We start from the raw sequence: 22,283 nt of genomic DNA, 5'->3' as shown, positions 1-22,283 counted from the left end.
AACCACCTGCTCAGCTGGTACAACGCGTGGTTTGTCCGGTTCCGGTTACGTCGTGTTTCGCGTGTATGAAAAGTGCCGTCACCTATTGACACACTCTTGTGGCGATGTTCACACTGTTGTTGCGGGAAGTAAGACGTGTTCCGCATAGCGATACAGAAAGGATCCGAATGCTCAAGGTGTGTTCCTTGGCCGATCTCCCCGGCGGCGAAGCTCTGCGCGTCGACACCACCCCTCCGGTGGCGGTGTTCCACACCGAGGACGGTGAGCTGTTCGCGATCGATGACACCTGTACGCATCAGGACGCGTCGCTCGCCGACGGCTGGCTCGAAGGGTGCGCGGTCGAATGCCCGCTCCACGCGTCCACCTTCGACCTGCGTACCGGTGCTGTCGACGCTCCGCCCGCCAAGTTGCCTGTCCGCACGCACACCGTCGTCGTCGAGGACGGCGTCGTCTATGTCGAGCTGAGCACCGCGGCCCCCAATCTTCCGCCCGACGTTCGCAGCCGGTTGGCCGCCGAGGGACATTCATGAAGAGCGTCACCATCGTCGGAGCCTCCCTGGCAGGCCTGTGCTCCGCGCGTGCACTGCGGGCGGCCGGGTTCGACGGCTCCGTCACCATCGTCGGTGCCGAGAGCCATCGACCCTACGACCGCCCTCCCCTGTCGAAGGAATACCTCGCCGGCGACGTGGACGTGAGCACTCTCGCCCTCGAACCCGACGACGAAAACCTCGACGCCACCTGGATTCTGGGCCGCACGGCCACCGCCCTCGATCCATCGCGTCGCACCGTCACTCTCGACGACGGTGCCGAGCTGACCTCCGACGGCGTCGTCCTCGCCACCGGCTCACGCGCGCGATCGCTTCCCGGTACCGATCACCTCGCCGGTGTGCACGTATTGCGTACGATCGACGACGCCGACCGGCTGCGTGCAGATCTCACGCCCGGCGCACGTCTCGTCGTCATCGGCGCAGGCTTCATCGGAGCCGAAGTAGCCTCCACCGCAAGGAAGTTGGGCCTCGACGTCACCGTCGTCGAAGCCGCCCCGTCACCGCTTGCCGGGCCACTCGGTGCACGATTGGGTAGCGCGGTGGGCAATCTGCACCGCGACAACGGCACCACGTTGATCTGCGGAATCGCCGTCGACGGCCTGACCGGCACCGACCGAGTGACAGGCGTTCGACTCGCGGACAGCCGACTCCTCGACGCCGACGTTGTGGTCGTCGGCATCGGCGGCATTCCGAACATCGACTGGCTCGGCACCAGCGGCCTCGCACTGGGCAACGGAATCCTGTGCGACGGCGGCGGCGCGACCGCCGTGCCCGGAGTGGTCGCAGTCGGCGACTGCGCCGCATGGCTGGATTCGACCGGCGTCCACCGACGCGTCGAGCATTGGGCAGGGGCGTCCGAACGACCCACCGTTGCAGTGGCCACCCTGCTCTCGGGCAGTTACGGCGGCCAACACGTCAAACCTCCGTATTTCTGGTCCGACCAGTACGGGTCACGTATTCAGTTCGCCGGCACCGCCGGACCGGACAGTGAATGCACCATCGAAGAGGGTTCGCCCGAACTCGGGAGTTTCCTCGCCGTGTATCGATCCGACGGACTTCCGGTCGGTGTACTCGGTGTCAATCAAGTTCGATTGTTCACCCGCTGGCGCCGACAGCTCTCGGCTCCCGCTCGCGCGGTCTGAAATCACCCAGGCCGCTGCTCCACCCGTCGTATTCCATTACCCCAGTTGACGTCTCGTCACCGATCCACAAGATCGGCCACGTACGGAGGACCCCTTGACCACCATTCCCGACACCACGCCGCCCGCAACCTCCCTTCCCCTGCCCGAAAGCCTCATCTCCACCCTTCCCGGTCGCTACTACACCGATCCGGCCATCTTCGAGCTCGAGCAGGAGAAGATCTTCGAGGAACTGTGGATCTGCGCGGTCCGTGCCGCCGATCTGGACAAGCCCGGTGCCTTCCGCACCGTGCAGATCGGGCGCGAAAGCGTCATCGTGACGCGCACCCGAACCGGGGCGATCAAGGCCTACCTGAACGTGTGCGCGCACCGCGGTGCTCGAATCTGCATGGAGGACAAGGGTGAAGTCAAGCGATCGTTCCAGTGTCCGTACCACGCCTGGACCTACGATCTCGACGGAAAGCTCATCGCAGCACCGAATCTCACCAAGATGCCCGACATCGATCGGGTTCGCTACGGCCTGGCGTCGGTGTCGGTCGAGGAATGGCTCGGGTACGTCTGGGTCAATCTGAGCGACAATCCGGCCTCCTTCGACACCACTGTGGTGCAGGACATCCGTGATCGACTCGGCGACGTCGAGTCGATCGACCGCTACAAGATCGAAGACCTCGGTCTCGGCCGCCGCGTGAGCTACGACGTCAAGGCCAACTGGAAGCTCATCATCGAGAACTTCATGGAGTGCTACCACTGCGCCACCATCCACCCCGAGCTGACCGAGGTACTTCCCGAATTCGCCGACGGTTACGTGGCCCAGTACTACGTGGGCCACGGAGCCGAATTCGGGGAATCCGTCAAGGGATTCACGCTCGACGGTTCCGAGGGACACGACTCCATTCCCGGAATCGCACCCGAACAGGACCGGCGCTACTACGCCATCACCGTCCGGCCACAGGTGTTCGTCAACCTCGTCCCGGATCACGTGATCATCCATCGGATGTATCCGCTTGCCGCCGATCGCACTCTGGTGGAATGCGATTGGCTGTACCTGCCCGGCGTCGTCGCATCGGGACGGGATCTGCAGAAATCGGTGGAGTTGTTCCACCGCGTCAATCTGCAGGACTTCGAGGCGTGCGAACGCTGCCAGCCCGCCATGAGCTCACGGAAGTACCGCGACGGCGGAGTGCTGGTGGGCAGCGAACACCACATCGGCATCTTCCACGATTGGCTGAAGAACCGCATCGAGGCCTGACCGCACGCTGCCCCGCACTCGGTGCCGATAGGATCGGTAACCATGAGTGTCGAGGTCGCATCGCCGGGCGCCCCCGGATCGTCGGGGGTGCCGGGCGAACCCGGAGCGACGATGGCCGACGTCGCCTACTCGGCTATCCGCGACAAACTGATCATGCTGACCATCAAGCCGGGTGAGGCCGTCGTCGAATCGGCGTTGTCCGCCGAGCTGGGGGTAGGACGCACGCCGGTGCGGGAAGCGCTCAAACGGCTCGAGTACGAGCGCCTCGTCATCTCGCACGCCCGCCGCGGCACTTTCGCCACGGCCATCGACGTCGCCGATCTGGGCGACATCTCCGAAATCCGCCAGCGGCTCGAGCCTCTTGCCGCCGCCAAGGCCGCCACCGCGGCCACCGCAACCCAACGCCAAGTTCTGCTGGGCATGGCCGACCGCACCGAGAAGTTCGAGGCGACGCCGCCGAGCCAACACGACCTGATCAACTGGGATGCCGAAGTGCATCGCACCGTCTACCGGCTGGCGGCGAACCCGGTTCTCGAAGACGCATTGATTCGCTACAACAATCTCGCGACGCGAATCTTCTGGTTGTTCATGGATCGTCTGCCTCCCCTGGCCGACCATGTGGGGACGCACACCGAGCTGCTGCGCGCCATCGCGGCCGGGGATGCCGAGAAAGCCGCGACCATCGCCCGAGCACACGTGACCGAGTTCGACGACGCGGTGCGCGCCGTCATCTAGATCGCCGGCTCGGGCCACGCTCCGAGGGGCAACACCACGGCCAAGTGCCTGTTACGTATAGTCGCGGGGGTGGCCAGCGACGATTCGACACGTGCCCCCGAGGGTGGCGTCCAGTCCGTCGACCGCGCATTTCGGGTGCTCGAGGTCGTGGCACGGCTCGGAGAGGCCGGCGTGAGCGCCATCGCCACCGAGATCGGTGTGCACAAATCCACGGTGTCGAGGCTGCTGGCGTCGCTCGAAGAACACGACATGGTGATGCAGACGCACAATCGCGGCAAGTACCGGCTCAGCCTCGGAGTTCTCCGGCTCGCGGCGGCCGTGCCCGAGCGTCTGGAGATCACCGAATACGGCCACGCGGTCTGTGAACGCCTCGCCGGCAAGCTCGGCGAAACGGTCAATATCGCTGTGCTGCGGTCCAATACAGCGGTCCACCTGGATCAGGCCCGCGGGCCGAGTTCGGTGGGAACCCACAACTGGATCGGGGAGCAGACACCGCTGCACGCCACCGCGAGCGGCAAGGTGTTGCTGGCTGCCCTCGACTCCGATACGCGTCAGGACGTCGTGGACGGACTCGACCTCCACCGGTACACCGAGCACACACTCACCACCAAAGCCGGTCTCACTGCCGAACTCGATGCCGCGGTATCCCTCGGATACGCCGTCGTCGTCGAAGAGTTCGAGACCGGACTCAACGCCATCGCGGCCCCGATTCTCGACTACACCGGCAAGACGACCGCGGCGCTGAGCATCTCGGGACCGGTCTACCGCTTCGACGAGACCAGAATGCGGGCCATCGTCCCCGACGTGCTGGCCGCCGCCGCCGAGATCAGCGAAAAAATGGGCTACCGGGAGTCCTTCATCCCCTCGGCCTGAGTGGCCTCCGCACACTCCACCACGTTCGTCAGCAGCATCGCCCTGGTCATCGGCCCCACCCCGCCGGTCGCTCCGCTGAGCCGCCCCGCAATGTGCTCGACGCTGGGGTGCACGTCGCCGAGGATGCCCTCGACGGTACGGGTGATTCCCACCGACAACACCGTGGCTCCGGCACTGATCCAGTCCGGTTGCACCAGATGCGCAACACCCGCTGCCGCGATGACCACGTCGGCGGCCCGAGTGTGCGCGGCGGTGTCCACCGTCGCCTCGTGACACATCGTCACGGTGGCGTGTTCGCTGCGACGCGTCAGCATCAAGCCGAGCGGACGACCCACCGTGATTCCACATCCGATGATGCAGAAGCGAGCACCGGTGATCGGAACATCGTGGTGCCGAAGCAGTTCCAATATCCCGCGTGGGGTGCAGGGCAGCGGCCCGTCCATGCCGAGTACGAGCCGACCCAAATTGGTCGGATGCAGCCCGTCGGCATCCTTGCGAGGATCGATCAGCTCGATCACCCGATGGGTGTCGATGTGCGAGGGCAGCGGCAACTGAACGATGAACCCGGTGCACTCGGGATCCTCGTTGAGAGCGTGCACGGCATCTTCGATCTCCTGCTGACTCGCGGACGCAGGCAACCGGACCTGAATCGAATGCAGTCCCACCTCGGCGCAGTCGCGATGCTTCGCCGCGACATAGGAACGGCTCCCCGGATCGTCGCCCACCAGAATCGTGCCCAGGCCGGGCCGAATCCCCTGCTGGGCGAGCCGTTCGACGCGGTACCGCAGATCGTCCTTGACGATCGCGCTGACCGCGGTTCCGTCGATCTTGAGCGCTGTGGTCATACTTTCGATTCCTCGGTTCGGCGGGCCGCTGCGTTTCTGATATATCAACTGTCGGTCAGGGTACGGTGAGTCGCAGGGACCGGTCAAGAGCCGCGGTATGGGAGGGTCGAGACATGGAGCGCCTGCAGCCGATGCGGCCGGTCGACGTGCAACGGGACGAGCGCGAGGCTGCACCTCGATGGAAGGTGTGGGGTGCGCGCATCGTCCTTGTAGGACTTGTTCTGACCGCGATTCTGTTCGAGGACGGACAGTCATGGATGGTTGTCGCAGGGATATGCACCACAGCGATAGGCGCGTCGCTGACCGTTGCGTCGACGAGGCGAAGAATGCGCGAGAACGCGGGCCGCCGAATTCCCTGGAACGGTCGGCCGCCGATCGAACCCCGGCAGGTAGACCTACTGGACACCTTCGGATTTCCGATGGTCGTCTTCGGTGTTGCAGTGGCCGCGAAAAGCGCATCCGTACCGTGGTTTTTCGCGTTGCCGGTCGTCTGCATCGGCGCTGTCGGGATGCCTCTGGCGGCGCAGGCATGGCACAACTACCGCGTTCGCAGAAGCACGCCCACGCCCTGACCATTCGGGTATGTGCGAGGCTCGACGGCGATTGCCCGACGGCACAGCGCATACAACTGGCCGCGACTCCCACCCCGTTCCGATGAAATCCGACCGACCGTCGCCGATGAAGAGATGATCGAGTCTCTACTATGGAGGCGTCGTTGCCGGTTACCTGCAGAAGAACAGGTCGGGGCGGTGCTGCCGCACTGCATGCGAGAAGGAGTGCCGGTGATGCGCAAGTCCCCTTCTCGGTCGATGTTCCGAGACGGTGCCGGGAACCTGGCGTTGATTGCGGGCATCGTCGCGGTCGTCTGCGCATTCGTGCCGTTCGTCGGAGACTTCGTGACCATCCCGGCCGGAGTGATCGCGGTGGTCAGTGGCTGGATCGGTCTCGGCCGCGCAGTCGAGGGCGACGCGTCCAACGGTCGCGACGCCGTGATCGGTGCGGCGCTCGGTGGCATCGGATTGTTCGTCGTGTTCCTGACCTTCGCGGCCTCGTCCATGTGACCGCGACCGTCCTGACCCGGTAGCGACAGGGCAGGTCGGATCGGACTACGCGCCGAGCTCCTTCTTCACGATCTTTCCGACGGAATTCTTCGGTAGAGCGTCGTGGACGACTGTCCGAGTCGGTCGCTTGAACTTGGCCAGGCTCCGCGCGCAGTGCGCGTCCAGCTCGTCGACCGAGATACTGCGACCGGCTCGTGCAACGACGTGCGCGACGGGCACCTCCCCGTAGACCGGATGCGCTTCGCCCACGACGGCCACTTCCAGGACGTCGGGATGGGATTGCAGGACATGTTCGATTTCGCTCGGCGCGATGTTCTCGCCGCCGCGAATGATCATGTCCTTGAGTCGATCCACCAAGACGAGATAGCCGTCCTCGTCGAGGACTCCGATGTCGCCGGTGTGCAACCACCCCTCTCGAATGGTCTTTGCGGTCACGTCCGGCAAGCCCAGGTATCCCTGCATGACTGTCTCTCCACTCACCAACACTTCGCCGGTCCGGCCGGGCATGGTGCTCGGGCCGTCGGATGTATCGATCGCAATCTCGACACCCGGTAGCGCGATGCCGACCGTGCCCGGCTTGCGAATCCCGTTCGGCGGGTTGATCGTTGCCGCCACAGTGCATTCCGACAGGCCGTACCCTTCGACGACCGGCACGCCGAAGATCGATTCGAACGACGCGATCAGGCCGGCAGGCATGGGCGCTGCTCCACAGATGACGAATCGAAGCGACGAGATGTCGCGGTCGGTCGATCCACGGTCCGCAAGCAGTGAGTACATGGTGGGCACTGCGGAGAAGTAGGTGGGCCGGACGGTCTCCACGTTGTCCCAGAACGTGTCCGGCGAGAAACGAGGCGCGATGTGCACACGTCCGCCGGCTCGCAGCGGAGCGACCGAGCCGACGACGAGTCCGTTGCAGTGGAAGAGTGGAAGTACCAACAGGCTCGTATCGGCGTCGGTCAGTTCGCAGGCCGTCACGATCGCGGCGCTCATCCGGTCGACGTTGCGATGAGTCAGCACACAGCCTTTCGGCCGCCCCGTCGTTCCCGAGGTGTAGACGATCAAGGCAGGGGCCGAGCTGTCGGCAGGCCCCGCTCCACGATGCATGCCGTCCAACTGCGGCGTGTGGGGACGACGATCGCGGGAGTCCACGTCGATGAACGAAATACCCTGTGCGCGGTCGAGAGTGCAGGCTCGCTCGCTACCGACGAGCACTCGGGCGGTCGAGTCCTCGAGTTTGCCCCGACATCCACTGCTGCTGGCGAGATTCGGTGCGCCGACTGCTCTGCCCGCTGCGGTGTTGTCACGGGTGTTCGCCACGCCGCAGGCGCGGGCACTGTTCGTCGGAGCAGCGGCACACGCGAAGCGGCCGTTGACCGAAGTGTTCTCCTCCGCCATCGGGGTGGGAATCCTGACCGCGGGACACCACAACGGATGGCCGGTGGCGGAGGGCGGAACCGCGGCGATCTCACGGGCGATGCACTCCGCGCTCATCGAACTCGGAGCAACCGTGCAGACCTCGACGCGGGTTGCCTCGCGAGCCGATCTGCCGCCGTCGGACATCACGATCTTCGACACGACGCCGTCCGTGGTGGCCGAGGTACTCGGCCAGGAACTGACGACGCGTACACGTCGCTCCTACAACAGGTTTCGACACGGCCCGGCTGCGTTCAAGGTCGACCTCGCGGTGCGCGGTGGAGTCCCGTGGACCGACCCCCGGGTCGCGCAGGCCGGCACTGTGCACGTGGGAGGTAGCGCCGCGGACACCATCGCAGCCGAGGCGGCCGTTGCTGCAGGACGAATGCCCGATCCGCCGTTCGTCCTCGTCGGGCAGCAGTTCGTGGCAGATCCTCAGCGCGCGTACGGAGACGTCGTACCGCTGTACGCATACGCCCATGTTCCCTCCGGCCTCGATCACGATGTTACCGACGTCGTGATCGACCGCATCGAACAGTTCGCACCGGGCTTGCGTTCGCGAATCGTGGAGACAGTCACCACGTCTGCGCAGAGCTTCGCCGAAGGAAACGCGAACTTCGTCGGCGGCGACATTCTGTGCGGTACGTCGTCACCGGCACAATTGCTCCTCGGACCACGGCCCGGCCGAGACCCGTACCGCACGGGAACGCCGGGGTTCTATCTGTGCTCTGCGGCAACTCCCCCCGGACCCGGTGCACACGGCATGGCGGGACTGAATGCAGCGCGACGAGCTCTGGACGACCTGATGAAGCGCTGACAAACAGTGAGGAATCCGCATGATTCGACGGATCCGTACGACAGTGAATGCAGTCGAGGCCGGAGGGCGAGTCGGGCGCATCCGTGGCGTTTCGGTTCGAGTCGGCGTGGGGCCCAGGTGTGGAAACCGCTCACGCGGGTCACCGACAGATAAGGAGCCGTTCATGCGGCCGCCAAAACCTCTGTTATATCGCGTGTTTCGCGATCGGAGCAGCGCACACAACCGAAGGATCCGCAGATGTCCAACAGAAATACCGTCATCCGTTCGCTACACGATCTCGGTGCCGCCGCCTGGTTCGGCGGTTCGCTCATGGGTGCCGTCGGCGTGAACGGTGCTGCCACTGCGGTGCAGGATCCGCGTGATCGCGCACAGGTTGCCGCGGCAGGGTGGGCGAAGTGGGCTCCGGTCAACGCTGCGGCCATCGGTGCACATCTCGTCGGCGGCGCAGGCATACTCATGGCCAACCGCGGTCGTGCTCGCCATCAGCAGGGTGTCACCGCCAACACCAACATCAAGATCGCCGTCACCGGGGTCGCCCTGGCCGCAACCGCGTACAGCGGTGTTCTCGGCGCGAAAACGGCCAAGGCTCAGGGCCATTCGATCGATTCGGCAACCGAGCCGTCAGCAGGTACCCCTCGCGAGGCCGCCGCAGCACAGAAGCAACTGAAGTACCTCCAGTGGGCATTGCCGGTCCTGACCGGGACCCTCGTGGTGCTGGGTGCTCAGCAGGGTGAGCAGCAGAGGCCGACCGAAATCTTGTCGGGAATGGCAGGAAAGCTGGTCGCCCGCGCGTAGATACACGCGAATGTGCCCTACCCCGTCGCAGACATTGCGGCGGGGTCGGACTTGTTGGGGCAGTGCCGACACCGGCGTGCAAGGTACGGCGGTCAAGGGGGCCTAGGAATTCCAGCGAAGGCCGGGCGTCATCGCAATGTCGGTCACTTGCTGGACCGTCAACACAGGGTCGGCGGATACATCGACGATGCTGCCGTCGGTCCCGTACACCTCTACGCGACTGCCTCTTTCGGATGATTTCAGATCGACGACAGTGCCGTCACTCAGCGTCCGACGCTCATCGACGTAGCCGGCAAAACATGGACCGGCGGATTGGTCGGATGTCGACAGCCTCACGTTCAGGTCACCCACGGCTCCGCCCAGCGAGATTCGCCCATACGCAGAGGCCTGGAAGTCGAATGTCAGCGGTGGGAACATGGCATCGGGTTCTACCGTGGTCCCGGCGGGGAGGGCTCCAACCAAAGCGGCCGACTTGGCTGCTGCGTCGAACCCCACCGGGGCGGAATCCGGTCCGACAAAGGCGTAATTGATTCTCTGCATGTCCTCGGGCTGAACGACCTCCGCACAGCCGGGTATCGACACGGCGTCGGGTTGCGGATCGTGGAGAAGACCGGCGACTACGACGCCTGCGGCCACGGTGCCGACGATCACCACCGCTGTCGACCACACCGACTTCGGGTCACCTGGGCTTGCCATCCTGCCAGTGTCCACCGCCTACGACGACCCTCATCGTTCGGGTCACGCTGCGTCGCAGCCTTTACCGCTCGGACCGTTCGGCAAATGCTGACCCCACAGCTCCGACCACGAACACGGCTGCAGTCAGCACGATGTTCGGCCACAGACCGAAGCGGGGGTCGAGTGCCCACTCCCGCGGCACGAGATTCTCGACGTTGTAGAGGTTGGACACCAGACTCGCAGCGACGGCGACAACACCGACTGCCACCAGCAACCGTGACCGCAGACCGACACCCCACACCAGGACCGCTATCGATATCGCCAGTAAGGGCAACAGCCCTCGAATCGTCAGGTTGCCTACGTAGAACATCATTCCGTTCTGCATGAAAACCGTTGTTGCAATCGACAATCCCAGACTCGCGACCAGCCAAAGCCGTACGTGCAGGGCGACGCCCGATCGTCGTTCGCTCCACCCGCAGTAGGCCGCGACGGCCCCGATACACACCGGCAGAGCGCACAGCCAGTACACATCAGCTGCTGGTTCTCCAAGGTGCGCACCGCCGAACCACGCCGGACCCGACACCGACTCACCGCCGACGACCGGTTGCAGAACGTAGAACGGCAACGCACCGACGAAGAGCAGCGAGATGAACAACAGCGGGATGAACAACGGCGAAGCCTGAGCATCGAACTCGCTCACGGCCGCCGTTCTGCCTGATCGATCGCTCACGTGCCCTCCTCAGCGAGACAAGCACACCTTACGTCCGGTTTGTTTCAGCGGGTGCGCTTTCGACCGATCTGCACGCCGTCTACAGGCCGCCCCTCGCCGGCGTCCCCATTGTTCATCCCATATGCGGACCCGTCGTCGGAGATCTAGACCGGGCAGGGGTCGAGCCGGCCGCAGCTCGGATGGTCGACGAAAAAGCCCCGAACCGCATCGCTGCAGTTCGGGGCTTTTTCTTCTGTGCGCCCGAAGGGATTCGAACCCCTAACCTCTTGATCCGTAGTCAAGTGCTCTATCCGTTGAGCTACGGGCGCATGTTCAGTTGTGTCGGTTCCGAAGAACCGACGTGCCGATCCTTGCGGATCAGCGTGGCGGAGGCGAGAGGATTTGAACCTCCGGACCCGGTGAAGGGTCAAGTCATTAGCAGTGACTCCCATTCGGCCGCTCTGGCACGCCTCCTAGGCTGCCGGCCCTCTCGGACCGCCGAGGAAAGAGATTACACACGGCTGAGGCCAGAAGGCAAAACGGCTGGTCGACGCCCCAGGTTCGCGCGGCGTTCGCGTAAAAGATGCTTGTTGCTCGTCAACGCATGAAGCTGTCGAACCAGTCGAAGATGCGCGTCTGCGCATCGACGAGAGCGGCCTCGGCGGGGTCGGTGTCGTCGCTGCTGCCCGGCTGTTCCCGAGGATGATCGGCGCGATGCTCCACACCGGAGTAGCTGACGACGTTCGTGGCCACTGAGGCGCGCGTGGCGGCATCGCGAAGGGCTTCGATGTGTTCGGGTGGGGTGTGGGGGTCGTTCTCGCCGTAGAGGCCGAGCCACGGCGCCTGCAGCTTCGGCGCGGCGTCGACCAATGCGATGGCGTCCGCATTGAGCGGCTCCACGATCCCTGCTGCGGCGACACTGACCGCCGCTCCGACCGGACGGCTGGTGGCCACGATCAACGCGGCCGTTCCGGCATCGTCGAATCCGATGACGCCGATGCAATCGGAGTACACCCCGCGCTGGACGAGCCAGTCGGAGGTGGCGTCGAAATCGGCGAAGAGGTCGTCGCCGAACACTTCCTTGTCGTCGCCGTGCCCCCGATGGAACAGGTCGGGCGCTACCGCCAGCCATCCTTCCAACGCAAGCGCGCGCAGGAGATCTTTCAGGGACTCAGGTATTTCCCTGGCCTCGTGCAACACGACGATGCCGCCGCGCGGGGACCCCTCGGGCTCGACGGCCGTCAACGGCACTTTCTCCTGCGAGACGGGTTTCGATGCGGCCGTATCCACCTCGTCGTCCGCGCCGACTGTGGGCGCGGGGGCGGACCGAAGGACTGCGAAGTCGCTGAAAGTTCCCGACATACTGTACGAAGATAGGACGATTCCGGCCGTCCTGCACAGCTTTGACACGGACAGGCAGAAGTCGCCTGCCGACAGGGTCGGCGCATAATGACGGGCGTGACCGTGCACATCCGCCCCGACCTCGACGCCATCCCCGCTTACGTACCCGGCCGCAGCTTTCCCGGTGCGATCAAGCTGGCGAGTAACGAAACGACACAGGGCCCTCTGCCGAGTGTCCGTGAAGCGATCGCGGAAGCGGCCGGCGGCGTCAATCGCTACCCCGACATCCGCGCGACGGCGCTCGTCGAGTCGTTGGCGAAAAAGCTGGGAGTGGCCCCGGAGAACGTGGCCGCCGGAAACGGCTCGGTCGCGTTGTGCCAGGAGGTCGTCCAGATCACCTGTGGCCCCGGTGACGAAGTCATCTTCGCGTGGCGCTCGTTCGAGGCCTACCCGATCATCGTCCGGGTGACGGGAGCGACGCCCGTTCAGGTGCCGCTGACCTCGGACCACGTGCACGATCTCGACGCAATGCTCGACGCCATCACCGAGCGCACCCGACTCATCTTCGTCTGCAACCCGAACAACCCGAGCGGAACCGTCGTTCAGCGCGACAAGCTCGTGGCCTTTCTCGACGCGGTGCCGCCCAACGTCCTCGTCGTCCTCGACGAGGCCTACTTCGAGTACACCCGCCCCGACGCGGCAGGCAATCACACCGATGGGGTGGAGATCGCTCGCGGTCGGCGCAACGTGATCGTGCTGCGGACGTTCTCGAAGGCGTACGGCCTCGCGGGTCTGCGGGTGGGCTACGCGGTGGCCGATCCCGAGGTGATCACTGCGCTGTCCAAGGTTCGTATTGCGTTCGCAGTCAGCACCATTGCTCAGCAGGCGGCTCTGGCGTCGCTCGAAGCCTCGGCCGAGCTACTGGCTCGTACCGATGCGCTAATCGCCGAACGTGATCGAGTGCGCGACGCCCTGGTCTCGGGTGGCTACGACGTGGGCGTATCCCAGTCCAATTTCATCTGGCTGCCGCTGGGCGAGCGTTCGGGTGAATTCGCCTCGGGCGCAGCCGAACAGGGCGTGCTGTTGCGTTCCTACGGAAACGACGGAGTGCGGGTCACCATCGGCGACCCGCACGAGAACGACGCGTTTCTGAAGTTCGCTCTACAGTCCTAGCGCGCGCTCGAGCGTCGGCCAGGATTCCCGGAGATCGTCCTGCCAGTACGGCCACTGATGAATGCCGTACGGGCGGTAGGTGAAGGTGGCCGGTATGTCGATCGAGCGCAGGCGTGTGTCGAAGAGCGTGGTGCAGTACAGCGCTGCAGCTTCGAGCGGTCCGCCCATCGCAGCCTCCTGCACACCACCGCCGCCGGGGCCCAGCTCGTACGGGCCGGGTAGGCCGGTGCCGACGGACACGTAGACGTCCTTGCCGCGCAAGGCTTCTGCGTTGCGTGACGGATCGTGTTCGATCCACTTCGCGTCGGCGTTCTCGCCCCACATGTTGGTGGCGTTGCCGCCGTTGGTGGCGACCGTGGCGCGCACAGCGTCCTTGAGGTTGTTCTGCGAGTTGTCGTAGCACCCGCTCAAACCGGCTACTCCGGTGTAGAGATCGGGGTGGCGCGTGATCAGATCCATCGCGGCCTGGGCACCCATCGACACACCGCCGATGGCATTGGTGCCGTTACCGGAGAACCGCGCGTCGATCAGCGGCGGCAACTCCGCCGTCAAGAACGTCTCCCACTTGTTGACGCCCAGGACGGGGTCGGGAACATTCCAGTCGGTGTAGTAGCTACTCGATCCACCGACCGGCAACACCACATTGACCTGCTTGTCGGCGAAGAAATCGACGATGTCGGTCTTCTGCGTCCAGGTGCTTTCCTTGTAATCGGATTCCTTGCCGGCACTGACGCCGTCGAGCATGTAGAGCGTCGGACGGGACACGGCCTGCGCGGCCGGAAGAAGAACCTGCACCTGGATCGCCCGACCCATGGCCGGCGAATCGACCCACACGGCCGCGCGACGCGGAGTCAACATGTCGACTCGATCGATACGAGCCGCTGCCGTCGGCAACGACTGCGCCTGTATGCCAGGTGCCGCCCCGCCACCATCGGCACTGCCGGTACCCGGAAGCGGCTGCGCTCCGGCGATACCCGACGACAGCAAGGACACAGCCAGCGCAGCCCCCGCTACTGCCAACACACGACGGTGCATCTGATTTGCCATCCTCCCCAGGCGCACCCTCGCGGGCGCAACACAAACAACATCCGTTCCACAACGTACCCACCGCGACGCAGACACGCCGAGGGCTGTGGGTCCGCTCACAGTAGCCGCGAAATCCCGGGTACAAAAGTCTGCGTAATCCTTTGTTACATGTACCGAAGAAATAACGGTCTACCTGGTCGGATGCTGCCACCGGAAGGTGCTTCGGAAGGCACTCAATGTGACATTCGGTGGACTTTTTGGGGGTCGATGTCACATCGAGTGGACTTCTGACGGAGCAGGCTCAACCGCGGCCGGTTTCGCCCTGCAACTTGTCGATCATTTCCGACGCCTGCGCCTTGTTCAGGCCGTCGGGAACTTCCTCCCCTGCTTCCTGCGCGAGGGTGCTCAGGTAGCTCTTCTGCGGACCGGTCATCGGCTCGTCGCCGGTGACCCAGTCGTCGGGATCCTTCTCGGGGTTCTGGTTGACCTGCTCGTTTTCGCTCATACGTTCGTAAATACGCTCTATTGCCGGTTTCCAAACGCATCGACCCTGCGCATTTCGGTGCCGCCCTGCTCAGCACGGCTGTCGGTCGCGCGAATGACTTCGTTGACAGTTCAAGGATCCGGCGAGGAGGCTCCATCGCACCCCCTCGAATTGGAGCAACATGAAGACGAAGAATCTGCTGGTCAGAATCGGCATCGGAAGCGCGATCACTGCGGCAGCCATGGTCACCACCCCCGCCCCGCTTCGGCTGATCCGATCACCGATTTCCTGTGCGGTGCCGGCTCGGCTCAGTTCTGCATCCTTCCGCCGCCGCCTGCTTTCGCTCCCCCGCCCGCACCGCAGGGTGCGCCGGCTCCCGCACCCCGGCCCAACGGTGGGTTCCAGTACCAGAACTGCGATGCCGCCCGCGACGCCGGAGCTGCACCGGTCTACCGCGACGAGTATGGCTACGGCCCCACCTCGACCGCGACAACGACGGCATCGGCTGCGAGTAGCGAGTTCGCACTTGTGTAGGTGAATCGCTATCGATCGTCTGCACAAGTGCGATCTCGGCGGGCGGATACGCTCGCTCGGTGAGACGACGCCAGCAACCGCCCCTGGCGAAGCGCTACGGCCTCGACCCCGCACGCGTCCGAATGCCCGAGGACGGGACATGGCACACCGTCCGCGAGTTCTTGACGGCGACCGAGCAACGGATCTCGCCGAGACGCATCGACGAGATGCTCGCTGCGGGCGAGGTCGTCGACATGGGCGGGCCTCTATCCGCGGATGCTTCTTATGTCCCCGGTGAGGCTGTCTGGTTTCACCGCGACCTGCCGACGGAAACCGTTGTGCCATTCGATATCTCGATCGTGCACCGAGACGACGCCGTACTGGTGATCGACAAGCCGCATTTTCTACCGACGATCCCGCGCGGCGGCCACATTCTGCAGACCGCTCTGGTGCGACTGCGCCTCGAACTCGATCTGCCGCAACTGGTGCCCGCTCATCGACTCGACCGCGTCACCGCTGGCCTGGTGCTGTTCGTCGTCGACCCTGCCCTCCGCGGGGCGTATCAGACGTTGTTCCAGGATCGGAAAGTGCACAAGGAGTACGAGGCCATCGCGGCCTACGAACCGTCCCTCGCTCTGCCTACCGAGGTACGCAGTCGAATCGTCTCGGACAAGGGCCAGTTCACTGCACGCGAAGTGACCGGAGAACCCAACGCGCACACCGTCGTCGAACTTCTGGAACACCTTGAGAGCATCGGACGGTACCGACTGACACCGTCGACGGGACGAACCCACCAGCTACGTCTGCACATGAACTCGTTGGGCATTCCCATCCTGGGTGACGATCTCTACCCGACGGCAACCGGCCGAGCCGTCGACGATTTCACAGCTCCACTCCAATTACTGGCCAGTGCAATCGAATTCATCGACCCGATCTCGAAAGCTGTGCGACGCTTCGAGACTCGGCGCAGCCTGGAGCGTTGGGTGCAGAACTGAAGTCCATGACTGTCGGCTGCGATCACTACTCAGAATTCTGGTCACGCTCGGACTTGACGAGTTCCTTCGTGCGCACCAAGCGCAGCGCCGTGACCAACACGACGCCGCCGATGATGTTGAACAGCACTGTGTAGCCGAACCATTCGATCCACTCGCGGTAGGTCACATCCGCTCCTGCGTGGATGGCCCCGAAGATCAGCAGGGAATCCAGGACCGAGTGGAACAACTGCAATCCGGCCAACAGAAAACCCGCCGCCATGGCGGCGATGATCCGCGCCACATCGGATTCGGTTCCCTGCTGCATGCGGGTCAGCAGTGTCATCGTGCTGCCGCCGAGAACAGCGAGGCAGATCGACTGAAGATCCAAGGGTGCGTAGACGAAATGATGCGCCGACTCGGACAACACTTCGAGCCATTGCGGAAACGCGTGCGCGATCAACCACATCACGAACCAACCGCCGAGCAGATTCGCGAGCAGCGTCCCGACCCATAACTTCGCGAGCTGTGCAGGCGTGCCGTTGCGGGCCACAATCGCGGCGATCGGCATCAGGAAATCCTCGGTGAACAGTTCACCGTGCGCGAGATAGATGGCCACGAGGCCGATTCCGAACGCCAGGCCCGCCAGCAGGTGACTGCCGGTCTCGTCCAGCACCGCCAGGTACGCCATCACCCCCAGAGCGACCTCGAGTCCGCCGAAGAGTCCGGTGATCAGCACGGTGCGTACGGTGCGGTGCAATCGCTCCCCGCCTTCGGTGACGACAGCGTCGAAACTTTCCTCGAGCTCCTCTTCCAGAGGCCCCTCGTTGTCGCCGTCGTTGCGCCGCGCTTCTTCGCTCATTGGCAGGTAGTACCCACCTAACCGGTATTGATGCCACGCCGAGAATTCGCTGCCTCGCAAACGAACAAACCCGGTCCACCCTCGCGGGCGGACCGGGCTCGGTCAATCGACATATGGCGGAAGCGGAGGGATTTGAACCCCCGGACGCTTTTACACGTCTCTCGCTTTCAAGGCGAGTGCATTGGGCCGCTCTGCCACGCTTCCGTGTGCGATCTTAACGGCCGGGGCGGCACCGGCCCAATCGCCCCTCGTTGCCGGTCTGTCAGCGTCGGGGTCGGGTTGCCGATGCGTCCATTGCGACGTCCACCTTCTGGAAGATGTCGCCCAGGACCTCGAGTTCGGCCGGGGTGAGGAGATCGACCAGATGTTGCCGGACGCTGCGGACGTGCGTGGGTGCTGCCTCGGTCAGTCGTCGTCGACCTTCCTCGGTGATGACGGCGAGGACGCCACGGCCGTCGTGCGCGCAGGTACTGCGGCGCACCATGTCCTGGACTTCCATCCGCCTGATCTGGTGGGTGAGGCGACTTCGGGAGGACAGAACCCCGTCGGCCAACTCGCTCATGCGGATGGAGCCGTCGTCCGCCTCCGACAGCATCACCAGGATGCGGTACTCCGCCATCGACAGGTCGTGTCTGTCCTGTAGATCCCTGTTCAATACCTCCATCAATCGTTGACCGCCGTCGACATAGGCACGCCAAGCTCTCATTTCCGCAGTGTCGAGCCACTGCGGGTCCCCCCCGGGACCAATGGCTAATTCGGCCGTCACGCGAGTCATCTTAGGCAGGAAATCTACTCACGAGTAGCTTGCCGTGGTTCGGGGCCCGATTCGCCGATGCGACCTAGGGTCGAGTTATGACAGATCCCTACATCGACCCTCCGTACGTTGCCGCCGCCGATCGCTACGAATCCATGTCGTATCGCCGAGTGGGATCGCGTGGGCCGGTACTGCCCGCTGTGTCGCTGGGCCTGTGGCACAACTTCGGCGACGACGTTCCACTGATGAAGCAGCGCGCAATTCTTCGTCGCGCCTTCGATCTGGGAATCAACCATTTCGACTTGGCGAACAACTACGGTCCCCCGTACGGAAGCGCCGAGAAGAACTTCGGTCGCATCTTCTCCGAGGACTTCGCCGGCTACCGCGACGAACTGATCATCTCCAGCAAAGCGGGATGGGACATGTGGCCCGGCCCGTACGGCTTCGGTGGCTCCCGCAAATACCTGCTGTCCTCACTCGACCAATCGTTGGCGCGCATGCGACTCGACCACGTCGACATCTTCTACAGCCACCGCCCCGACCACGACACCCCCATCGAAGAAACAGCCGGCGCGCTGATCAGCGCCGTTCAACAGGGGAAGGCCCTGTACGCGGGCATCAGCTCGTACAAGCCCGAGGGCACGCAGAAGATGGCGGACCTACTCGCCGACGCCGGTGTTCCTTTGCTGATCCATCAGCCCAGCTACTCCATGGTCAACCGGTGGATCGAACCCGAACTGTTGGGCACACTCGACGCGATCGGCGCAGGCGTCATCGCATTCTCTCCCCTCGCCCAAGGCATGCTCACCGACAAGTACCTCGACGGTATTCCCGCGGATTCGCGCGCAGCACAGGGTAAGTCGCTGAACCCGGACTGGCTCACCGACGACCACATCGGGCACCTTCGCGCACTGAACGACATCGCGTCGGCCCGCGGTCAGTCACTGGCTCAGCTCGCGCTGAGTTGGGCGCTGCGCGACCGACGAGTGACGTCGGTACTGATCGGCGCATCGAGCGTCGAGCAGCTCGAGAACAACGTCGCGGCGCTGGACAATCTGGACTTCTCCGACGCCGAACTCGAACAGATCGACAGTCACGCCGGCGACTTCGGCATCAACCTCTGGGACCTGTAAAGCGCCTGCGACAGTGGTGGCGCATCATGGATGCATGCGTGCAATCACACTGAAAGAATTCGGCGATCCCGACGTCATGGAGTGGACCGAGGTTCCCGATCCACGACCGGCCCGCGGACAGGTGATCGTCGACGTTTCGGCCACCGCCGTCAACCGTGCCGATCTGATGCAGCGTCAGGGCAACTACCCGCCGCCCCCGGGTGCCAGCGAGATCCTCGGTCTCGAGTGCTCGGGAATCATTTCCGAGCTCGGTGACGGCGTCAGCGGTTGGAACGTCGGCGACAGGGTCTGCGCGCTTCTGGCCGGTGGCGGGTACGCCGAGCAGGTCGCCGTGCCTGCCACCCAGTTGTTCCCGATCCCTGCGGGTCTCGATCTCCATGTGGCGGCGGCACTTCCGGAGGTCGCGTCCACGGTATGGTCCAACCTGGTGATGGATGCGCACATGCGTTCGGGCCAAGTACTGCTGATCCACGGCGGCGGCAGTGGAATCGGTACGCACGCAATCCAAGTCGCGAAACAACTAGGCGTCACCGTCGCCGTGACCGCCGGATCCAAGTACAAGCTGGACATGTGCGCGGACCTCGGTGCCGACATCCTCATCGACTACAAGAACCAAGACTTCGTCACCGAAATCCGTTCACAGACAAACGATCACGGAGCCGACCTGATCCTGGACAACATGGGCGCAAAATACCTCGACCGAAACCTCGATGCCCTCGCCATGGACGGCACCGTCGTCACCATCGGAATGCAGGGAGGAGTGAAGGGTGAGCTGAACTTCGGCAAGCTCATCGCCAAGCGTGGCTCGGTACACGCGGCCGGATTGCGGGGACGCCCCGAGACCGGACCGTCGAGCAAAGCCGACATCGTCGCCGACATGACCGCACACCTGTGGCCGATGATCTCCGAGGGCCGGGTCACCGCCGTCGTGCATGCCGAAATCCCGATAACCGAAGCAGCACAAGGACATCGAATGCTCGACGACGCCAAGACCATCGGGAAGGTCATCCTGCGCGTGCAGTGATGTGCGTCCGAGGGTCGTGAGTGGAACTTCGTAGTGGGCTACGAGGCCGGAGTGGAGCCTGCGGAACGACCCGGAGGCACCTCGTGCACGTGCGGCGCAGCCGCTCTCACAGAGCGAGCGCAGCGAGAGCTTTCACGAGCTGATCGATCTCGTACCGGGTGGTGTAGGGAGCGAGTCCGATGGTGACGGCACCACCTTCGTCGTTGACGCCCAGGGCGTCGAGCAGACGACTGCCACCGTGGACCCCGCTGACGCTGCCGATTCGAGCCTGCGCGAGTTGCTCGGACACCTTCACCGCGGGCATACCGTCGACGGTGAAGCTGACGGTCGGGATACGCGTGGGCGCAGTGCCGAGCACCATGACGTGATCGAGGGTGGCGAGCGCAGCCATCAGATGCTCGAAGAGCCGATCCTGATAGTGCTGCAGCGACCCGATCGACAGCTCGAGCCGCTCACGACGGGTGCCCGTCGCTGCGTCGTCGAGGTTCGCCAGGTAGTCGATGGACGACACGACACCGGCCAGCAGCGCGTACTGATGACCACTGACCTCGAGCCGTTCCGGCCCCTTCGCCGACGGGTTCAGCGACATCGACGGCAACTGGTCGAGCAGTGTCGGATCGCGGAAGATCAGCGCACCCACCGACGGCCCACCCCACGCGGCCGCGTCGATCGCGACGACGTCGGCTCCGAGTTCCTTGATGTCGACGTGTGCGTAGGGGGCTGCTCCGGCGGCATCGACGACGATGAGTCCACCGACCTCGTGGACCAGATCGGCCGCGACGCGAACGTCGGGAGCGCTACCCACGATCGGCGACGCCGCGGTGACCGCGACGAGCCGGGTGGTGGAGGTGATGAGTTCCTCGAACTGCCACGTGGGCAGCTCGCACGTATCGATCTCGACCTCGGCCCAGCGCACGTGTGCGCCGGTTCGGCTGGCGACCCGCAGCCACGGCGCGACGTTGGCTTCCTCGTCCAGACGCGAGAGCACCAGGCCGGTTCCCAGCCCGAGCCGGGAGCTCAGAGAATCGGCGAGCCACGACAGCAGCGTCGCCCGATCCGGTCCGATGACCACCCCGGACGGATACGCACCGACCAGATCTGCGATTGCGACGCGGGCGGATTCGAGCAGAGCAGCACTCCGCTTGGCGGCGATGTTGCCGGCCGAATGATTGGACGCACTGTGCCGGAACGCCGTGGAGACGGCCGTCGACACGCGATCCGGAATCAGCATTCCCAGCTGAGGGTCCAAATGAATCCACCCGTCGCCGAGGGAGGGAATGGACCCTCTGACCCGTGCGACGTCGTACCCCATGCCGGACACTCTAAGCGCCGACCCGCCGAGGGTGTGTTTCACGTCCCGTTTCCCCAGGGAACGGCAGCCAACAACGCACGCTTCGATCCTCCTGACACCCCGGTTGCGAACGACCGAACCAGGATAATCGCCCCTGTCGATCGCGCAACGGCAGGCGACGCGTAAAGATGGATGCATGACGCAATCCGAGTCGAACAATGCACCCGGCGATCACGTCGTCGTGATCGGCCCCAACGGAGAGCCACTCGCACTGAGCCGCGAGGAAGCCACCGCTGCCGCGGCCCGCGCTTCGGGTTCGGCGGCCAACGAGGAGTCGTCCGACGGATCGGACCTCTCGGAGATGGTGGAACAGCCCGCCAAGGTGATGCGCATCGGCACGATGATCAAGCAACTGCTCGAAGAAGTGCGCGCGGCCCCTCTCGACGACGCCAGCCGCAATCGGCTCAAGGAAATCCACAAATCGTCCATCCAGGAGCTCGAGCAGGGCTTGGCCCCGGAGCTGCGCGACGAGCTCGAGCGTCTGGTGCTGCCGTTCGGCGACGACGTCGTGCCCACCGACGCCGAACTGCGGATCGCACAAGCTCAGCTCGTCGGCTGGCTCGAAGGACTGTTCCACGGCATCCAGACGGCACTGTTCGCTCAGCAGATGGCCGCACGGGCCCAGCTCGAGCAGATGCGTCAGGGCGCATTGCCTCCCGGTGTCATGCCCACACCGGGCGGCGGCCACGGCAGCGGTACCGGCCAGTACCTGTAACACCACACACACGCTTGCAAAATGAGCTGCATGGTCGATTGCAGGTAGTGTCGACCGTCGTGTCGGCACCAGCGAAG

At 64.4% G+C, this 22,283-nt stretch carries 25 protein-coding genes and 3 tRNA genes; 15 read left to right on the top strand and 13 right to left on the bottom strand.

Annotated features, from left to right (window positions below; all coding sequences use genetic code 11):
• The first annotated feature begins 167 nt into the window (after nucleotides 1-167).
• The 5 genes from CH266_RS20720 (at nucleotide 168) to CH266_RS20700 (ending at nucleotide 4,544) form a co-directional block, all read left to right on the top strand.
• Complete coding sequence (locus CH266_RS20720) at nucleotides 168-530, top strand: bifunctional 3-phenylpropionate/cinnamic acid dioxygenase ferredoxin subunit (protein ID WP_027494739.1); 363 nt, start codon at nucleotides 168-170, stop codon at nucleotides 528-530.
• Nucleotides 527-1,690: an NAD(P)/FAD-dependent oxidoreductase gene (locus tag CH266_RS20715; RefSeq protein ID WP_176457161.1), complete on the top strand. Its 1,164-nt coding sequence runs from the start codon at nucleotides 527-529 to the stop codon at nucleotides 1,688-1,690. Before CH266_RS20720 ends, CH266_RS20715 begins: the two co-directional genes overlap by 4 nt.
• A 94-nt stretch (nucleotides 1,691-1,784) precedes the next feature.
• Entirely contained in the window at nucleotides 1,785-2,936 is a 1,152-nt protein-coding gene (locus CH266_RS20710; protein ID WP_217901013.1) for an aromatic ring-hydroxylating oxygenase subunit alpha, read from the top strand.
• Between the two features lie 42 nt (nucleotides 2,937-2,978).
• Nucleotides 2,979-3,671, top strand: a complete 693-nt coding sequence (locus tag CH266_RS20705; RefSeq protein WP_201010485.1) for a GntR family transcriptional regulator — start codon at nucleotides 2,979-2,981, stop codon at nucleotides 3,669-3,671.
• Nucleotides 3,672-3,740: 69 nt separating this feature from the next.
• Complete coding sequence (locus CH266_RS20700; RefSeq protein ID WP_027494743.1) at nucleotides 3,741-4,544, top strand: IclR family transcriptional regulator; 804 nt, start codon at nucleotides 3,741-3,743, stop codon at nucleotides 4,542-4,544.
• Here the strand turns inward: CH266_RS20700 and CH266_RS20695 are convergent.
• A complete protein-coding gene (locus tag CH266_RS20695; protein ID WP_094716079.1) occupies nucleotides 4,514-5,389 on the bottom strand; it encodes a bifunctional methylenetetrahydrofolate dehydrogenase/methenyltetrahydrofolate cyclohydrolase in 876 nt (291 codons plus the stop codon). The two genes, CH266_RS20700 and CH266_RS20695, sit on opposite strands and share 31 nt — an antisense overlap.
• Nucleotides 5,390-5,502: 113 nt before the next feature.
• Between CH266_RS20695 and CH266_RS20690 the strand changes: the two genes are divergently transcribed.
• Nucleotides 5,503-5,961: a hypothetical protein gene (locus CH266_RS20690; RefSeq protein WP_094716078.1), complete on the top strand. Its 459-nt coding sequence runs from the start codon at nucleotides 5,503-5,505 to the stop codon at nucleotides 5,959-5,961.
• A gap of 213 nt (nucleotides 5,962-6,174) precedes the next feature.
• Nucleotides 6,175-6,450 (top strand): hypothetical protein, encoded by a 276-nt coding sequence (locus CH266_RS20685; protein ID WP_032366628.1) that lies wholly within the window; start codon nucleotides 6,175-6,177, stop codon nucleotides 6,448-6,450.
• 45 nt (nucleotides 6,451-6,495) lie between these two features.
• Here CH266_RS20685 and CH266_RS20680 read toward each other — a convergent pair whose 3' ends face one another.
• On the bottom strand, nucleotides 6,496-7,767 hold the full coding sequence (locus CH266_RS20680) for a class I adenylate-forming enzyme family protein (RefSeq protein WP_255175978.1): 1,272 nt from the start codon (nucleotides 7,765-7,767) through the stop codon (nucleotides 6,496-6,498).
• On the opposite strand from CH266_RS20680, the gene CH266_RS20675 reads away from it, so the two are divergent.
• Nucleotides 7,685-8,680, top strand: a complete 996-nt coding sequence (locus CH266_RS20675) for a phytoene desaturase family protein (protein ID WP_255175994.1) — start codon at nucleotides 7,685-7,687, stop codon at nucleotides 8,678-8,680. The genes CH266_RS20680 and CH266_RS20675 overlap by 83 nt on opposite strands.
• A gap of 237 nt (nucleotides 8,681-8,917) precedes the next feature.
• The gene (locus CH266_RS20670; protein WP_094716075.1) at nucleotides 8,918-9,475 is read left to right on the top strand and encodes a hypothetical protein; all 558 of its coding nucleotides are present in this window, start codon (nucleotides 8,918-8,920) and stop codon (nucleotides 9,473-9,475) included.
• A 102-nt stretch (nucleotides 9,476-9,577) separates the two neighbouring features.
• Here CH266_RS20670 and CH266_RS20665 read toward each other — a convergent pair whose 3' ends face one another.
• The 5 genes from CH266_RS20665 to CH266_RS20645 all read right to left on the bottom strand — a co-directional run bounded on the left by CH266_RS20665 (nucleotide 9,578) and on the right by CH266_RS20645 (nucleotide 12,221).
• The gene (locus CH266_RS20665; protein WP_094716074.1) at nucleotides 9,578-10,171 is read right to left on the bottom strand and encodes a hypothetical protein; all 594 of its coding nucleotides are present in this window, start codon (nucleotides 10,169-10,171) and stop codon (nucleotides 9,578-9,580) included.
• A gap of 61 nt (nucleotides 10,172-10,232) precedes the next feature.
• Entirely contained in the window at nucleotides 10,233-10,880 is a 648-nt protein-coding gene (locus tag CH266_RS20660; protein WP_141214558.1) for a hypothetical protein, read from the bottom strand.
• A gap of 235 nt (nucleotides 10,881-11,115) precedes the next feature.
• Nucleotides 11,116-11,188 (bottom strand) — tRNA-Arg (locus tag CH266_RS20655).
• A 55-nt stretch (nucleotides 11,189-11,243) separates the two neighbouring features.
• A tRNA-Ser gene (locus CH266_RS20650) sits at nucleotides 11,244-11,333 on the bottom strand.
• A 123-nt stretch (nucleotides 11,334-11,456) separates the two neighbouring features.
• Nucleotides 11,457-12,221 carry a dienelactone hydrolase family protein gene (locus CH266_RS20645; protein WP_032368909.1) on the bottom strand — a complete coding sequence of 255 codons (765 nt, stop codon included), beginning with the start codon at nucleotides 12,219-12,221 and terminating at the stop codon, nucleotides 11,457-11,459.
• A 96-nt stretch (nucleotides 12,222-12,317) separates the two neighbouring features.
• Between CH266_RS20645 and hisC the strand changes: the two genes are divergently transcribed.
• Complete coding sequence (hisC, locus tag CH266_RS20640) at nucleotides 12,318-13,373, top strand: histidinol-phosphate transaminase (protein ID WP_032368921.1); 1,056 nt, start codon at nucleotides 12,318-12,320, stop codon at nucleotides 13,371-13,373.
• On the opposite strand, the gene CH266_RS20635 is transcribed toward hisC, so the two are convergent.
• Together CH266_RS20635 and CH266_RS20630 are read right to left on the bottom strand one after the other, a co-directional pair.
• Nucleotides 13,362-14,408 (bottom strand): alpha/beta hydrolase, encoded by a 1,047-nt coding sequence (locus CH266_RS20635; protein WP_027494765.1) that lies wholly within the window; start codon nucleotides 14,406-14,408, stop codon nucleotides 13,362-13,364. The two genes, hisC and CH266_RS20635, sit on opposite strands and share 12 nt — an antisense overlap.
• Nucleotides 14,409-14,700: 292 nt before the next feature.
• Nucleotides 14,701-14,904: a DUF3072 domain-containing protein gene (locus CH266_RS20630; RefSeq protein ID WP_032368910.1), complete on the bottom strand. Its 204-nt coding sequence runs from the start codon at nucleotides 14,902-14,904 to the stop codon at nucleotides 14,701-14,703.
• Nucleotides 14,905-14,997: 93 nt separating this feature from the next.
• Here CH266_RS20630 and CH266_RS20625 point away from each other — a divergent pair, with 93 nt between their 5' ends.
• A complete protein-coding gene (locus CH266_RS20625; protein ID WP_441347065.1) occupies nucleotides 14,998-15,417 on the top strand; it encodes an excalibur calcium-binding domain-containing protein in 420 nt (139 codons plus the stop codon).
• A 59-nt stretch (nucleotides 15,418-15,476) separates the two neighbouring features.
• Nucleotides 15,477-16,391: a pseudouridine synthase gene (locus tag CH266_RS20620; protein WP_176457158.1), complete on the top strand. Its 915-nt coding sequence runs from the start codon at nucleotides 15,477-15,479 to the stop codon at nucleotides 16,389-16,391.
• Between the two features lie 25 nt (nucleotides 16,392-16,416).
• On the opposite strand, the gene CH266_RS20615 is transcribed toward CH266_RS20620, so the two are convergent.
• From CH266_RS20615 to CH266_RS20605, 3 genes are all read right to left on the bottom strand, one after another.
• Nucleotides 16,417-17,229 (bottom strand): formate/nitrite transporter family protein, encoded by an 813-nt coding sequence (locus CH266_RS20615; RefSeq protein WP_032374152.1) that lies wholly within the window; start codon nucleotides 17,227-17,229, stop codon nucleotides 16,417-16,419.
• Nucleotides 17,230-17,343: 114 nt separating this feature from the next.
• Nucleotides 17,344-17,433: transfer RNA gene (locus CH266_RS20610), tRNA-Ser, on the bottom strand.
• A 58-nt stretch (nucleotides 17,434-17,491) separates the two neighbouring features.
• Nucleotides 17,492-18,004 carry a MarR family winged helix-turn-helix transcriptional regulator gene (locus CH266_RS20605; protein WP_094716071.1) on the bottom strand — a complete coding sequence of 171 codons (513 nt, stop codon included), beginning with the start codon at nucleotides 18,002-18,004 and terminating at the stop codon, nucleotides 17,492-17,494.
• Between the two features lie 77 nt (nucleotides 18,005-18,081).
• On the opposite strand from CH266_RS20605, the gene mgrA reads away from it, so the two are divergent.
• On the top strand, nucleotides 18,082-19,116 hold the full coding sequence (gene mgrA, locus CH266_RS20600) for an L-glyceraldehyde 3-phosphate reductase (protein ID WP_094716070.1): 1,035 nt from the start codon (nucleotides 18,082-18,084) through the stop codon (nucleotides 19,114-19,116).
• A gap of 34 nt (nucleotides 19,117-19,150) precedes the next feature.
• Nucleotides 19,151-20,140 carry an NAD(P)H-quinone oxidoreductase gene (locus tag CH266_RS20595; protein WP_032368913.1) on the top strand — a complete coding sequence of 330 codons (990 nt, stop codon included), beginning with the start codon at nucleotides 19,151-19,153 and terminating at the stop codon, nucleotides 20,138-20,140.
• 106 nt (nucleotides 20,141-20,246) lie between these two features.
• Here CH266_RS20595 and CH266_RS20590 read toward each other — a convergent pair whose 3' ends face one another.
• On the bottom strand, nucleotides 20,247-21,452 hold the full coding sequence (locus tag CH266_RS20590; RefSeq protein ID WP_032366782.1) for a cysteine desulfurase-like protein: 1,206 nt from the start codon (nucleotides 21,450-21,452) through the stop codon (nucleotides 20,247-20,249).
• A gap of 175 nt (nucleotides 21,453-21,627) precedes the next feature.
• On the opposite strand from CH266_RS20590, the gene CH266_RS20585 reads away from it, so the two are divergent.
• On the top strand, nucleotides 21,628-22,206 hold the full coding sequence (locus tag CH266_RS20585) for a bacterial proteasome activator family protein (RefSeq protein WP_027494774.1): 579 nt from the start codon (nucleotides 21,628-21,630) through the stop codon (nucleotides 22,204-22,206).
• Nucleotides 22,207-22,283: the final 77 nt, after the last annotated feature.

It is taken from the genome of Rhodococcus sp. 06-1474-1B, from assembly GCF_002258885.1.
Taxonomy (GTDB): Bacteria; Actinomycetota; Actinomycetes; order Mycobacteriales; family Mycobacteriaceae; genus Rhodococcoides; species Rhodococcoides fascians.
The sequence above is the reverse complement of the archived record's forward strand: the minus strand, read 5'-3'. Positions and strand labels throughout refer to the sequence as shown.